Source organism: Aeromonas sp. R7-2 (assembly GCF_040908105.1).
Lineage (GTDB): Bacteria > Pseudomonadota > Gammaproteobacteria > Enterobacterales > Aeromonadaceae > Aeromonas > Aeromonas caviae.
In genome coordinates this window covers 350,497-364,120 of record NZ_JBFODC010000020.1, presented here as the reverse complement: position 1 = coordinate 364,120, position 13,624 = coordinate 350,497, and the positions used below count along the sequence as shown (strand labels likewise).

Below are 13,624 nucleotides of genomic sequence, written 5' to 3'. Positions count from 1 at the left end.
GGGGCCGCAATACGGGGGTAAAGGGGAGAAAAGGTGAGACAGAGAGTGTCGCTGGGGGGAGGAGAGAGACAGCAAAAGGGGATGCCGTGGCATCCCCTTTTTTACGTTACCTGAGCGAAGTCAGATTACTTTTGAACTTCTTGTACGCCGGATACGCGAACTTCTACGCGACGGTCCGGAGCCAGGCAGGAGATCAGCTGAGCCTTGGCCTTGACGCCGTCACACTTGGTGCCGGTGACCGGGTTGGCTTCGCCGCGACCTTCGATGGCAACCTTGCTGGCAGCCATACCCTTGCTGACCAGGAAGTTGGCAACGGTGCGGGCACGAGCTTCAGACAGCTTCTGGTTGTAAGCGTCGGAACCGATACGGTCGGTGTAACCAACAACAACGGCGTTGCCGTCTTTCGGCTGGAACTCAACGATTTGCTGGTACAGAGCGTTCAGGGCTTGCACGCCTTCGGCCTTCAGGCTGTCTTTGCCAAAGGCGAACAGCACGTCGGAGTTCAGGGCGAAGTTCTTCTCAACGATTTGCGGAGCCGGGGCCGGTGCTTCTTCAACAACCGGGGCCGGAGCAGGCGCTACGTAGGAAGTACGGAACGGGTGGTAAACGGCTTCCAGGGTCGCAACGCTCTGGTTGGACTTGTAGCGTACGTTGTCGGCGTGCAGGTCAGCCACGTCCCACATGTAGCGGTAGCGAGCTTGCAGATCCAGCGCGTCGTTGACCTTGTAGGTCACACCGGCACCGGCCAGCGGGGATACTTTGGTATCGCTGGTGCCCAGACCGTCGGTGTGGCCCCAGTAGGCGCCAGCTTCACCGAACAGGGAGAAATCGTTGCCCAGCGGCAGACGAGCGATACCGGACAGGGTGGCACCCTGGCTCTCGTAACGGTTGCCGTCGGTGTTGCCACGGCCGGTGTACTGGTAGCCCAGCTCGGAACCGAAGTATTCGTTGAAGTTGTAACCAACGAAGGCATTGGCAGCAGCCGCATCTTCTTCGCCAACGTTCACGCCTTCGATCTTGTTCAGACCGTTGAAGTGAGTTGCACCAACACCGGCGCCGAAGTAGATGTCGTCAGCGGCGTGAGCTGCAGTTGCACCCATGGTGGCCATAGCGATGGCGATCAGGGAAGGAGCCATTTTCATCATAAAATAATCCTCGTTGAGATGGCACGTTGTTCACGTGCTTCGCACTTTGTAATTTATGTAAGCTGCTGGCTCTGTCGACCAACGACGTTGGTGCGAACAGGGATCCTAGATCCATCCAGGAGGCACATATCTGGGTGCACAAGTGCGCGGGTTGCACTGTCGACAATGCATACTCCGCCACGAACAGCCGACGTCATTCCGATGACGTGGCGCACTTTATGCCCATTTCAAAACATGATCAAGCTCACAGATAAGGGATGGGGCAAATTGTGTCGTAGGGATAACTAGCTGTTTCTTGGGATTTATTAGTGATCCAAGTAGGCGCGATGCAGTTTCTTCTCAAGCTTCATATAAGCCTCAGCCCAAGCGTGCCGCGGGGTGGCGTCACCCGCCCTGACCGAGAGGACAGCAAGATAGTCCGCCTCAGTTGCTTCGCACAGCAAGGGTGTGAAACTGAGCAAGAAGTGACGGGCGAGGTAGGGATCGAGAGGCCAGATGTTGAGGATGGCCCGCGCCACGGGCTGGACGGCGGTGGAGCAGATGAAGTGCCGATGACCCGCTTCCAGCCATTGGGCCATCTCGGCGAGGCTTTCTTCCGGCACGATGCCGCCATCGCCTTTCTCCCTGGCCAGCGTCATCGTATGACCATTGCCCAGTGCCAGGGTGCCGTTTTCTGCCACGACGCCGTCGTGGCTGCGCAGGGGAAGCGTCGCCTGGCCTTCAAGATAGAGGCTGCAGCTGTCCGGGAGGGCCGCCAGCACGGTGGTGGCGTCCCCCTGCATGGCCATGGGCAACCAGAACGCTTCGGCCCGGGTCTGCAGACCCTGGGCGAGCTGACGGGGGAGGGAGTCCGGGTCGGAATGAAGACGGGAAATGATGCCGGGAAATGCCATGTTGATGACTCTCTTGAAAATAACCGGCGAATTATACGAGGGATGGCCGGGCAACAAGAAAGGTTTCTTTTCGAGACTGTTTACCTGAGGCGACGCAGCGATTACCATCCCCGAGGTTTGTGAAGGGTTGTCGTCGAAAGACGCTGATTATAGATAGAGGCTCGACCATAACGAGTCCGTTCAAAACTGATACACTTGACTACGAGTCGTCGCGAAAAATAAAGGTGGAGTCAATCCGCCGAACGGAGTATGGAACACATGAATTCAAATATCGTAACTGTTGGCAAGAAGATCCGTCAGATCCGCGAAGCGGTAGGCCTGAGCCGTCCCAAGTTTGCCGATCTGCTGGGCGTCCCCCCAACCACCCTGAAGAACTATGAACTGGGTTACCGTGAAGTTGGAGGCGCCTTCCTGGTTGCCCTGGCCCACCACCCCGATCTGCACAAGTTCACCCTCTGGCTGCTGGCTGACAAGAAAGTCGCCGAAATCGGCCAGATCGGTCCGGACGATATTGCCAAGGCTTGATTCAGTTCAACCTTGATAAAAATGCCGCCCTCGAGGCGGCATTTTTTATTTGTCAAAATGGATGATTATTTAATTAAATAATGCGTTGTGTGCGGTCAACGGCGATTTTCACTAAATCATCTTGTCGGGCTGGATTAATCCACGGAACACTCCGACCCTTTTAATTCAGGCGGTGATCCACACAGCGAGACAACGATGAGCCAATCCATTACCAAAGCCAGAGATGGGTTTACCAGCACCTTTGGCGTGCTGGCCGCGACCCTGGGGTCTGCCGTCGGGCTCGGCAATATCTGGAAGTTTCCCTATCTGACCGGTGAGAACGGTGGCGCCGGTTTTCTGCTGGTCTATGTCATCGCCACCCTGCTGGTGGGATTGCCGGTGATGATCTCCGAGATCATGCTGGGGCGCGAGGCCAGGACGGATGCGGTCAGCGGGCTCATCAAGCTGGCTCCAAAGGGGCAACCCTGGTGGCTGATCGCCGCCATGGGGGTGAGCGCGGCCTTCCTCATCATGTCGTTCTACTCCGAGGTGGCGGCCTGGGTGTTTGCCTACATCTTCAAGGCTGCCAGCGGCGAGATCCTCTCCACCGATCCCGCCGTCACGGGTGCTGCCTTCAATTCGCTTATAACGGATCCCTTGCAGAGTCTGCTCTGGCAGTGGCTGGTGCTGGCCCTGATGGGGGGGATCTTGCTGATGGGGGTCTCCAGGGGGATCGAAGCGGTCACCAAGCGGTTGATGCCACTGCTCTTCATCCTGCTGCTGGTGATAGGCGTGCGCAGCCTGACTCTGCCCGGAGCGAGCGAAGGACTGCATTTCCTGTTCTCGCCGGATTTCTCCAAGGTGACCGCAGGCGTCGTGCTGACGGCCATGGGGCTGGCGTTCTTCAAGCTCTCCATCGGGATGGGCTGCATGATGACCTATGGCAGCTACTTTCGGGACGATCAGCACATCCCTCTCACCACGGTACGGGTGATGTGCGCGGATCTCTTCGTCTCCATGCTGGCGGGGATCGCCATCTTCCCGGCGGTCTTTGCCTTTGGCTTCGAGCCGAGCGCAGGCCCCTCCCTGCTGTTCATCACCATACCCGCGGTCTTTGCCAGCATCCCGTTTGGACACCTCTTCATGGTGCTCTTCTTCGTGCTCTCCGCCATCGCAGCCACCGGGGCCATGCTCTCCATCCTGGAGGTGCCGGTCTCGGTGCTCTCCGAGCGCTTTCACATGAGCCGCACAAGGGCGACCCTGATCAACCTGCTGGTGCTGGGGGCGGTCGGCTCGACCTGTGCGCTCTCGAGCAGCACGCTGGCGGATGTGCAGGTTGGCGGGAAAACCTTCTTCGATCTGTTCGACTTCGTCTCTTCCAACGTGCTGATGCCCCTTGGCGGCATCTTCCTCTGCCTCTTTGTGGGCTGGGTATGGGGATTCGAGCGGATGACGACGGCGCTGACCAATGGAGGCAAGCTGGCGCTGCCCATCCTCAGCCCCCTGTTTTTCATCATCCGCTATGTGTCGCCGCTGCTGATCCTGGTGGTGATGCTCAAGGGGCTGGGGCTGTTCTGAGCCGCGTAGCCCGAAACAAAAAAGCGCCTATTGGCGCTCTTTTTGTCTTTTACCCCGATATGCCTTCATATCAGGCAGAGTCGTGACAGCTCCTCCTTGAGCTGCTCCAGGTTGCGCTCGACACAGGCTTCCCCCTCGTTGATGGCGTCGCTCGCGCGGTGAAAATCCATGATGGAGAGGTTGCCAAGGCGCGGGCAGAGCTGGATCTCGGGGGGATCCCCGGCCATCCGGGCACGGGTGATGCGCTCCTGCATGATGTTGATGGAGCCCGTCATCACCCCCCACATGCCGGGGGTACTGGGTTCGCGCTCGCCCCGGTTCAGCCACTGGCTGAGTAGCCCCCCTTGCACGGGCTCGTCCGGTTCGTCGGTCCAGGGCTGGTGCATGTCGGTGTTGAGGTTGACGGCGATCACCACCTCGGCTCCCATGGCGCGGGCTAGGGAGATGGGGACCGGGTTGACCACGGCCCCGTCCACCAGCCAGCGATCCTCCACCCGGGTCGGGGTGAGCAGGCCGGGCATACCGCAGGAGGCGCGCACACACTGGCGAAGCGGTCCTTCCTGCAACCAGATCTCGCGACCGGTATCGAGTTCGGTGGCGACGCAGGCAAAGGGCAGCGGCAGGCTTTCGATGGCGGGATCCCCCAGATGGCCGGCGGCGATGCCAAATACCTTGTCACCGCGAAACAGGCCGCCGGAGAGGGCAGGATCGAGCAGCCCCATGACCTGCAGGCGGCTGAAGCCGCGCACCCAGCTCTCCAGCTTGTCCAGTTCACCAGCGGCATAGGCGGCGCCGACAAAGCTGCCGATGGAGCAGCCAGCCACCAGATCCGGCTTGACGCCGAGTCGCTCCAGGGCACGGATGATGCCGATGTGGGCCCATCCTCGGGCCGCACCGCTGCCCAGGGCCAATCCCAGACGGGGTTTTCGTGACACAGTTGCGTCTCCTGACATGAAGTGGGAGTCCAGCTTACTCCGGCTTCTCCTGCCCGTCATCCCGCCACGCTTCGCTGCGATTGCGGCCGTTGGCCTTGGCCTGATAGAGGGCGATATCGGCGCGGCGGATCACCTCCTGCAAGGAGATGGCCGGTGACTGGCGACAGTGGCCCAGGCTGACGGTCACCTTCAGCTCGGCCGCGATGGCGCTCCAGGGATGCTCTGCTATGCACAGGCGAAGCCGCTCGGCCAAGGGGGCCAGAGGGATCGCTTCATCGGCGACGAGCAGCAGGAACTCCTCGCCGCCCCAGCGGATCAGGTGGCACTCCCGTGTCAGCAGGGACTGGCAGAGCTGCACCAGACGGATGAGAACCTGATCGCCCACCCCGTGGCCGAAACGGTCGTTGACCTGTTTGAAGTGATCGCAGTCAAACATGATGGCGCCGATGCGTTGGCGGCCTGCCAGGGCCTGGCGGTGTTCGAAGGCATCGAAGTAGTGGCGGTTGAAGGCGCCGGTCAGGGCATCGTGGCGCGACAGGTAGTTGAGGCGCCGGTTGAGGCGCTGGGCACGCAGGCTGGAGACGGTCGCCACCACCAGACAGAGAATGGTGATGAGCGCCGTCGCCGATTGCCACAACAGCGTCTGCAGCAGAGGCAGCAGCGGGATGCGATGGATGAGGGAGAGCGGTGTCTCCGGGATGGGGTAGACGAGCTGCAAGGCGCCCTGTTGCCACTCATATTCCGCTGACTGCGCCGTCCTGACCGGGGGCGGCGCGGTACCGGACTGGCTGCTGGCGAGGATCTGCTGATGGGCGTTGAGCAGGAACAGGGTACCAATCCGGGGGGCGAGGCGGTGCAAGGTCTGCGCCAGCGTGACGGTCTGGATGTCGATGCTGAGCAGGCCAATGATCTGGCCGCCCTGGGTAATGGGCTGGGAGAGGGTGATCATCTGCCCCCGTCCGGCAAAATCCTGGTAGGGGCGCGAGAGCATGGCGTGCTCCAGGTGGGGATACCTGGCCATCGCCTCCTGCCAGTAGGCCTTGCTGTAAATCACGGGATCGAAGCGAAACTGGCTGGATGGCACCCAGGGATAGAGGTAGATGAAATTGTCCGTACCGGTGAAGTAGATCCAGGCCACGTCCCTGTCCAGCAGCTTGCTGGCCGTGGCGAGCAGGGGAGAGAGGCTGAGGGCGAGATGTATTCTGGCTTGCCGCTCGCTGCCGTCGTGGGGCAGCGGGCCCTGCCCGGTCAGGTTGCCGATGAGGGCGGGGGGCAGATCGACGGGGATGCGATCCAGGTTGATGCCGTGCTCCCCGTCGGATTGCAGCGCCTGATAGAGCTGGCGAGAGAGCACGGACTGGGGATTGCTGCGCAGGCGCTCCTCCGCCTGGCCGCGCATGGCCTCAAGGAAGGTCTCCATCCGCTGGTGCTGGCTGCTGAGCTGGGTCGCGGCGTTGATGGTGTCACGCTTGTTGATCTCGGTAACCTGGCGAAACGCATGTTGCAGGGCGAGCAGCAACAGCAGCAGGCCGAGGCCCAGCAGCAGCCACTGCAATCGGTATCTGGCAAAGGCGGGGGAGGGAATGGACATGGGCGTACCGGAAGATGGCGAGAGTCGGCATCAGTGTAAGGCAGAACCCTGACGCGCGTGCCGACAAGATGCGTTTTTGATGATCTTCTCACCGGACTGTTACGTTTTGTCACATTTATACATAGTCACGGCATAGTCAGGGGGTAACATGGTGCCATCCTTGATGAAGCTATCTCTTCTTCCTCTCTCTTTGACTGCATGGATCTTGTGATGAAAACGCGCGTGTGGCTGTGGCTTTTCCCTCTTCTTCTATTGCTGGCGGCGGGCGCCTGGCATCTGCGGCAGGCTGAACCTGCCAGCAAGCCTGCACCAAGAGAGATCAATATCAGGGCCGAAACCGTCAGGCAGAGCCTGGCCGAGCCCTCCATCAAGCTGGTGAGCAAGCTTGCGGCCAATCGCTCCGTGGCCATCAGTCCCGAGGTGACCGGCCGCATTGCCACCATCGCGGTGAGCTCTGGCCAGCAGGTCACACAGGGGCAGACCCTGATCGCCCTAGATGCGGGCAAGCAGCAGGCGGAGCTGGCCGAGCAGAGCGCCAGCGTGCGCGACGAGGCCCGCAAGCTGCGGGACATGCGCAAGCTGGTGGCGCGAGGCGCCGTCACCACCTCGGAGCTGGAGGGGCAAGAGGCGACTGTTGCCCAGGCCCAGGCCCGGGTCGATGCGGCCCGTTACGAGCTCTCCCTGCGCACCCTGGCCGCCCCCTTCGACGGCACCGTCAGCCTCATCGATCTCAGCGAAGGAGCCCTGGTCAACAGCGGCGACGTGCTCTTGCATCTGGACGAGCTGGCAAAACTGCGGCTCGATCTGGCGGTGCCCGAGCGCTACCTCTCCCTGCTGCGCCCCGGCATGGCGGTGACGGCAACCAGCTCGGCCTGGCCGGATCAATCCTTTTCCGGCGTGCTGGAGACCCTCGACAGCCGGATCTCCAGCGACACCCAGAACATCAAGGCCCGCGTCATCCTGCCCAACACCGGCGGTCAGCTGCGCCCCGGCATGCTGATGAACGTGGATCTCTCTCTGCCACCCCAGAAGATGACCCTGATCCCCGCCCAGTCGGTGGAGTACGCCGGCGAGCAGCGCTTCGTCTATCGCCTGGAGGCGGACGGACGGGTGAAGCGGGTGCCGGTGGAGCTTGGCGACACCCATGGCGAGGCCGTCTGGGTGCTCAAGGGGCTCAGCGTCGGCGATCGCATCGCGGTGGAGGGGCTGGTCAATCTGCGCGACGGCGCCCAGGTACGTGATCTGGGCGAGGTGAAAGGCTGATGTGGCTCTCCGATATCTCAGTACGCCGTCCCCTGGTGGCGGTGGTCATCAGCGCCCTGCTCACCGTGTTCGGCCTGGTGGCCTTCAGCAAACTCACCGTGCGGGAGATGCCGGATGTGCAGACTCCGTCCGTCTCCATCACCACCACCTATGAGGGGGCGGCCCCCGAGGTGATGGAGAGCCAGGTCACCAAGCCTATCGAGGATCAGCTCTCCGGCATCAGCGGCATCAAGAACATCAACTCGGTGACCCGCAAGGGGCGCTCCTCCATCACGGTGGAGTTCAAGCTCGGCTGGAACATGCTGGAGGGCACCTCCGACGTGCGTGACGCCATCTCCCGGGCCAGACCCAAGCTGCCAGACGGGGCGGACGAGCCCATGGTGACCAAGGACAACGGCAACGGGGATGTGGCCATCTGGCTCAACTTCAGCAGCACCCAGATGGATCGTACCGCCATGACGGATTACGCCAATCGCATGCTGGTGGACCCTTTGAGCCTGGTGGACGGGGTGAGCGAGGTCTCCCTCTCCGGCGACCTGACCCAGGTGATGTACGTGCGGCTGCGCCCCGCCGACATGGCGGCCCGCGGCATCACGGTGGCCGACGTGCAGGATGCCCTCAAGCGGGAGAACATCGAGCTGCCGGGCGGCGAGATCCGCAACAACACCATGACCATGGCGGTGCAGATTGCACGGCTCTATCACAGTGCGGAAGATTTTCGCACCCTGCCGGTGAAAACCGCCACCAATGGTCAGAGCATCTATCTGGCGGACATTGCGGATGTGGAGGTGGGGGCCAAGAACGAAGACAGCGCCTATCAGCGCAACGGCCGCGAGAGCCTGGGGATTGGCATCGTCGCCCAGTCCACCGCCAATCCCCTGGCGGTGGCCCAGGGCATCGAGAAAAAGCTCGTGGAGATGCAGCGCTTCCTGCCGGAGGGGGCCACCCTTGAGGTCGACTACGACTCCACCATCTTCATCAAGCAGGCCATCGATGAGGTATACGAGACACTCGCCATCTGCGCCCTGCTGGTGGTCGCCGTGCTCTATCTCTTCCTCGGGCAGGGGCGCACCACGCTCATCCCCGCCATCACGGTGCCCGTCTCCCTGATTTCGGCCTTCATCGGTGCCTGGTATCTGGGCTTTTCCATCAACCTCATTACCTTGCTGGCCCTCATCCTCGCCATCGGCCTGGTGGTGGATGACGCCATCGTGGTGGTAGAGAACATCCACCACCACCTGCAACGGGGCGAGTCCCCCTTGATGGCGGCCTGGCACGGCACCCGGGAGGTGGGCTTTGCCGTCATCGCCACCACCGCCGTGCTGGTGATGGTGTTCGTGCCCATCGCCTTCATGGATGGCATGGTGGGGCGCCTCTTCACCGAGTTCGCCATCCTGCTATCCCTGGCCGTGCTCTTCTCCTCCCTGGTGGCGCTCACCCTGACCCCGGCCATGGGCTCCTGGCTGATGCGTGCCGTGGACAAGCCCAACGCCCTGACCGCCACCCTGGACAAGGGACTTGGCTGGGTGGAGGAGCGTTATCGCCGCGTGCTGGGGGCCGTGCTGCGCCGCGCCGTCTGGATGCCCCTGGTGTTGCTGCTCTGCCTTGGCGGCATTGGCGCCCTCTTTGGCAAGCTGCCCGCGAGCCTCACTCCGACCGAGGACAGGGGCGTGCTCTATGTGTTCGTGAAAGGGGCGGAGGGCACCAGCATCGAGCGGATGAAGCGCAACATGCAGCAGGTGGAGGCCGCCATCCTGCCGCTGCTCGGCAAGGGGGTGGTGCAGGCCATGAGCTTCAGCACCCCGGCCTTCGGGCGCGGCGGCGATCAGACCGGCATGGCCATCATCCAGCTCAGCGACTGGGCGGTGCGGGACGAAACGGCCACCGAGTTTGGCCGCTCCCTGAGCGGCCGCCTCGCCGGCATCCCCGACGTGATGATCCGCACCTTCCAGCCGGGGTTCAGAGGCGGCTCCACTGCGGCGGTACAGTTCGTGCTGCAAGGCTCCGATTACGGCGAGCTCAACCAGCAGGGGCTGGCGCTCAAGGAGGCGGCGGCCCGGAGCGGGCTGATGCAGAGCCCGGATCTCGACTATGCCGAGAAGACCCCGGAGCTGCAGGTGACCATAGAGCGGGAGCGAGCCACCCAGCTCGGCATTCCGGTCTCCACCATCGCAAGCTCCCTGCAGGCCCTGCTCGGCGGCGTCAGCCAGACCACCTATGTGGACAGGGGCGAAGAGTATGATGTCTACCTGCGCGCCAACCAGACCCAGTTCAACGGCATCTCCGACATCAGCCGCATCTATTTGAAGGCCGCGAGCGGCGAGATGGTGAGCCTCTCCACCCTGGCGACCGTCACCCAGGTGGCGAGCCCCCAGCGCCTCAACCACTACCAGCGCCAGAAGGCGGTCACCCTCACCGCGGACGTGGCCCCCGGTCACACCCTGGGGGAGGCGCTTGACTTCCTGGATGGCTGGGCCGCAGATCACCTGCCCACCGGCATGTCGGTGGATTATGCCGGCGAGTCCAAGGACTATCGCGACAACCAGGGGGAGATGGCACTGGTGTTCGGCCTGGCCCTGCTGGTGGTCTATCTGGTGCTGGTGGCCCAGTTCGAGAGCCTGCTGACCCCGGCGGTGGTGATGATGACGGTGCCGCTCGGCATCTTCGGCGGCCTGCTCGGCCTCTGGCTCACGGGGCAGGAGCTCAGCATCTACAGCCAGATAGGCATGATCATGCTCATCGGCATGGTGACCAAGAACGGCATCCTCATCGTGGAGTTCATCAACCAGCTGCGCCAGCGGGGTGAAGGGTTCGAGGAGGCGATCATCAAGGGGTCGGTGCGCCGCCTGCGCCCCATCTTGATGACCTCGCTCACCGCCATCATCGGCGCCGTGCCCCTGATGCTCTCCATGGGGGCGGGGTACGAGAGCCGGATGGCCGTGGGAACCGTGGTCTTCTTCGGCTTGTCCTTGGCGACCCTGGTGACCCTGCTGGTGGTGCCCGCCATCTATCACCTGATCGCCAGACGCGCGGGGATGACGGGAGCGCGGGACCGACTGGTGGACGAGGTACTGGCCACGGCAATCCCGGCCAGTCCCTCCACGGTGCCGGGGGCGGTGGCCCCCGAGGGGCGTGACAAACCGGCGGCCTAGCGTGCCGACCCGGATGACAGCAAGCAGGGCGCCAATGGGCGCCCTGCTTGTTGATGAGATCGGAGTCTGTCACGCCGACCCGTCGCGCCCGCTCGAAGGCGCCCCTTCCCCTCGCGTTCTGTAGGGGCAAAAAGCCGTCGCCCCCGCCTTGCTCTGCCGGTATAATGCGCGACCCGAATTGTTCCAGGTGGTCAAAATGCAGCCGGTTACCAACCTCTTCTCCTATCCCCGTTACTGGGCCGAGTGCTACGGCACAGCGCCCTTCCTGCCCATGTCCCGTGCGGAGATGGACAAGCTCGGCTGGGACAGCTGCGACATCGTGCTGGTGACAGGCGACGCCTACGTGGATCACCCGAGCTTCGGCATGGCGGTGATCGGCCGCATGCTCGAATCCCAGGGTTTTCGGGTCGGCATCATCGCCCAGCCCGACTGGTCATCGAAGGATGACTTCATGCGCCTGGGCAAGCCCAACCTCTTCTACGGGGTGACGGCGGGCAACATGGACTCCATGATCAACCGCTACACCGCCGACAAGAAACTGCGCCACGACGACGCCTACACCCCGGGGGATGTGGGCGGCAAGCGGCCGGATCGCGCCACCCTGGTCTATACCCAGCGCTGCAAAGAGGCCTATAAAGAGGTGCCGGTGGTCATCGGCGGCATCGAGGCATCCCTGCGCCGCATTGCCCATTACGACTACTGGTCCGAGACCATCCGCCGCTCCATCCTGATCGACGCCAAGGCCGACATCCTCATCTACGGCAACGCCGAGCGGCCGCTGGTGGAGGTGGCTCACCGCATCGCAGGCGGCGAGACCATCGACACCATGCAGGACATTCGCGGCACCGCCGTGATCCGCAAGGAACCGCTGCCGGGCTGGCGCGGGGTGGATTCGAGCAAGCTCGACCAGATTGGCCGCATCGACCCCATCCCCAACCCCTATATGGAAGGGGCCCCCTGCAGCGATGATGAAGGCACTGCACCGGCTGCGCAGGAGGCCAAGCCCATCCTGGTGCAGCCGCCCAAGCAGAAGCCGTGGGAGCAGACCTACGTCAAGCTGCCGGCGTTCGAGCGGGTGAAGGAGGACAAGGTGCTCTACGCCCATGCGTCGCGCATCCTGCACCATGAGACCAACCCGGGCTGCGCCCGCGCCCTCTCCCAGGCCCACGGTGATCGCATCATCTGGGTCAACCCGCCCGCCTTCCCGCTCGAAACCGACGAGATGGATGGGGTGTTCGGCCTGCCCTACCAGCGGGTGCCGCACCCGGCCTATGGCAACGAGAAGATCCCGGCCTACGACATGATCAAGACCTCGGTCAACATCATGCGCGGCTGCTTTGGCGGCTGCTCCTTCTGCTCCATCACCGAGCACGAGGGGCGCATCATCCAGAGCCGCTCGGAAGAGTCGATCCTCAAAGAAATCGAAGAGATCCGCGACAAGGTGCCGGGCTTTACCGGCGTCATCTCGGATCTGGGCGGCCCCACCGCCAACATGTACCGCTTACGCTGCAAGAGCCCCAAGGCCGAGCAGACCTGTCGCCGTGCCTCCTGCGTCTGGCCGACCATCTGCCCGCACATGGACACCGACCACAGCCCGACCATCAACCTCTATCGCAAGGCGCGCGACCTCAAGGGCATCAAGAAGATCCTGATCGCCTCCGGGGTGCGTTACGACATCGCGGTGGAAGATCCGCGCTACATCAAGGAGCTGGCCAAGTACCACGTCGGCGGCTACCTCAAGATCGCGCCGGAACACACCGAGGAGGGCCCGCTCTCCAAGATGATGAAGCCGGGCATGGGCAGCTACTACAGCTTCAAGGAGCTGTTCGACAAGTACTCCAAAGAGGCGGGCAAGCAGCAGTACCTGATCCCCTACTTCATCTCCGCCCACCCGGGCACCACGGATGAAGACATGGTGAACATGGCGCTCTGGATTAAAGCAAACCGCTTCAAGCTCGATCAGGTGCAGAACTTCTACCCGTCGCCGCTCGCCAACGCCACCACCATGTATTACACCGAGAAAAACCCGCTCAACAAGGTGAGCCGCCAGGGCGGGGACGTGTTCGTGGTGAAAGGGGAGCGTCGCCGTCGCCTGCACAAGGCGCTGCTGCGCTATCACGATCCGGCCGGCTGGCCGATGATCCGCGAAGCCCTGCTGGAGATGGGCAAGGGTCACCTCATCGGCAACGGCCCCGACTGCCTGGTGCCGCCGGAAGGCCGTGGTGAAGCCAAGGCCGAGCGCAGCCGCAGCAAGGGCCTCAAGCCCGCGTTGACCCGCCACAGTGCCATCACCCATCAGCGCAGTAACGGGGCTGGCAACAAGACAACGGGCGGCAAGCCGGTGGGCTCCCAGTTGCAGAAAGGGGCGGGTAATGGCAAACCGGCCGCACATGGCGAAGGCAAGGGCAAACCTACCGGAAAACCCGCCCACAAGGGTAAAACCCCGACCCGTGCAGGCTCTGCCAAGCCGGGTACTCAAGGAGGCAAGCCAGCGGCGAAAGGGAATGGTGCCAAGCGACCGGCTCGGTGAGTTTTCCTGATTTGAAAGCGATAGAAATAAGAA

The 13,624-nt window shown here is 62.7% G+C and carries 9 protein-coding genes; 5 read left to right on the top strand and 4 right to left on the bottom strand.

Annotation, left to right across the window (positions count from 1 at the left end; genetic code table 11):
* Nucleotides 1–125 precede the first annotated feature (125 nt).
* Complete coding sequence (gene ompA, locus AB5Y47_RS07005; protein ID WP_010673501.1) at nt 126–1,145, bottom strand: porin OmpA; 1,020 nt, start codon at nt 1,143–1,145, stop codon at nt 126–128.
* 305 nt (nt 1,146–1,450) lie between these two features.
* On the bottom strand, nt 1,451–2,038 hold the full coding sequence (locus tag AB5Y47_RS07000; protein WP_103244459.1) for a hypothetical protein: 588 nt from the start codon (nt 2,036–2,038) through the stop codon (nt 1,451–1,453).
* A 258-nt stretch (nt 2,039–2,296) separates the two neighbouring features.
* On the opposite strand from AB5Y47_RS07000, the gene AB5Y47_RS06995 reads away from it, so the two are divergent.
* Both AB5Y47_RS06995 and AB5Y47_RS06990 read left to right on the top strand, forming a co-directional pair.
* Nucleotides 2,297–2,563, top strand: coding sequence for a DNA-binding transcriptional regulator (locus tag AB5Y47_RS06995; protein ID WP_010673503.1), 267 nt, complete (start codon nt 2,297–2,299; stop codon nt 2,561–2,563).
* A 195-nt stretch (nt 2,564–2,758) separates the two neighbouring features.
* Entirely contained in the window at nt 2,759–4,120 is a 1,362-nt protein-coding gene (locus AB5Y47_RS06990; RefSeq protein ID WP_102948779.1) for a sodium-dependent transporter, read from the top strand.
* Nucleotides 4,121–4,185: 65 nt separating this feature from the next.
* Here the strand turns inward: AB5Y47_RS06990 and rssA are convergent, their stop codons facing one another.
* Together rssA and AB5Y47_RS06980 are read right to left on the bottom strand one after the other, a co-directional pair.
* The gene (rssA, locus tag AB5Y47_RS06985) at nt 4,186–5,055 is read right to left on the bottom strand and encodes a patatin-like phospholipase RssA (RefSeq protein ID WP_029313973.1); all 870 of its coding nucleotides are present in this window, start codon (nt 5,053–5,055) and stop codon (nt 4,186–4,188) included.
* A gap of 34 nt (nt 5,056–5,089) precedes the next feature.
* A complete protein-coding gene (locus tag AB5Y47_RS06980) occupies nt 5,090–6,646 on the bottom strand; it encodes a sensor domain-containing diguanylate cyclase (protein WP_039039306.1) in 1,557 nt (518 codons plus the stop codon).
* Nucleotides 6,647–6,856: 210 nt separating this feature from the next.
* Here AB5Y47_RS06980 and AB5Y47_RS06975 point away from each other — a divergent pair, with 210 nt between their 5' ends.
* From AB5Y47_RS06975 to AB5Y47_RS06965, 3 genes are all read left to right on the top strand, one after another.
* Nucleotides 6,857–7,909 carry an efflux RND transporter periplasmic adaptor subunit gene (locus tag AB5Y47_RS06975; RefSeq protein ID WP_319895856.1) on the top strand — a complete coding sequence of 351 codons (1,053 nt, stop codon included), beginning with the start codon at nt 6,857–6,859 and terminating at the stop codon, nt 7,907–7,909.
* Nucleotides 7,909–11,061 (top strand): efflux RND transporter permease subunit, encoded by a 3,153-nt coding sequence (locus AB5Y47_RS06970; protein ID WP_368220053.1) that lies wholly within the window; start codon nt 7,909–7,911, stop codon nt 11,059–11,061. The genes AB5Y47_RS06975 and AB5Y47_RS06970 overlap by 1 nt, the downstream gene beginning before the upstream one ends.
* Nucleotides 11,062–11,257: 196 nt before the next feature.
* Nucleotides 11,258–13,591 (top strand): YgiQ family radical SAM protein, encoded by a 2,334-nt coding sequence (locus tag AB5Y47_RS06965; RefSeq protein WP_210601650.1) that lies wholly within the window; start codon nt 11,258–11,260, stop codon nt 13,589–13,591.
* The last annotated feature ends 33 nt before the right edge of the window (nt 13,592–13,624 follow it).

Coding starts and splice junctions, on each gene's coding strand:
- ompA (WP_010673501.1), bottom strand. CDS start 1,145: ATGATGAAAATGGCTCCTTCCCTGATCGCCATCGCTATGGCCACCATG.
- AB5Y47_RS07000 (WP_103244459.1), bottom strand. CDS start 2,038: ATGGCATTTCCCGGCATCATTTCCCGTCTTCATTCCGACCCGGACTCC.
- AB5Y47_RS06995 (WP_010673503.1), top strand. CDS start 2,297: ATGAATTCAAATATCGTAACTGTTGGCAAGAAGATCCGTCAGATCCGC.
- AB5Y47_RS06990 (WP_102948779.1), top strand. CDS start 2,759: ATGAGCCAATCCATTACCAAAGCCAGAGATGGGTTTACCAGCACCTTT.
- AB5Y47_RS06980 (WP_039039306.1), bottom strand. CDS start 6,646: ATGTCCATTCCCTCCCCCGCCTTTGCCAGATACCGATTGCAGTGGCTG.
- AB5Y47_RS06975 (WP_319895856.1), top strand. CDS start 6,857: ATGAAAACGCGCGTGTGGCTGTGGCTTTTCCCTCTTCTTCTATTGCTG.
- AB5Y47_RS06970 (WP_368220053.1), top strand. CDS start 7,909: ATGTGGCTCTCCGATATCTCAGTACGCCGTCCCCTGGTGGCGGTGGTC.
- AB5Y47_RS06965 (WP_210601650.1), top strand. CDS start 11,258: ATGCAGCCGGTTACCAACCTCTTCTCCTATCCCCGTTACTGGGCCGAG.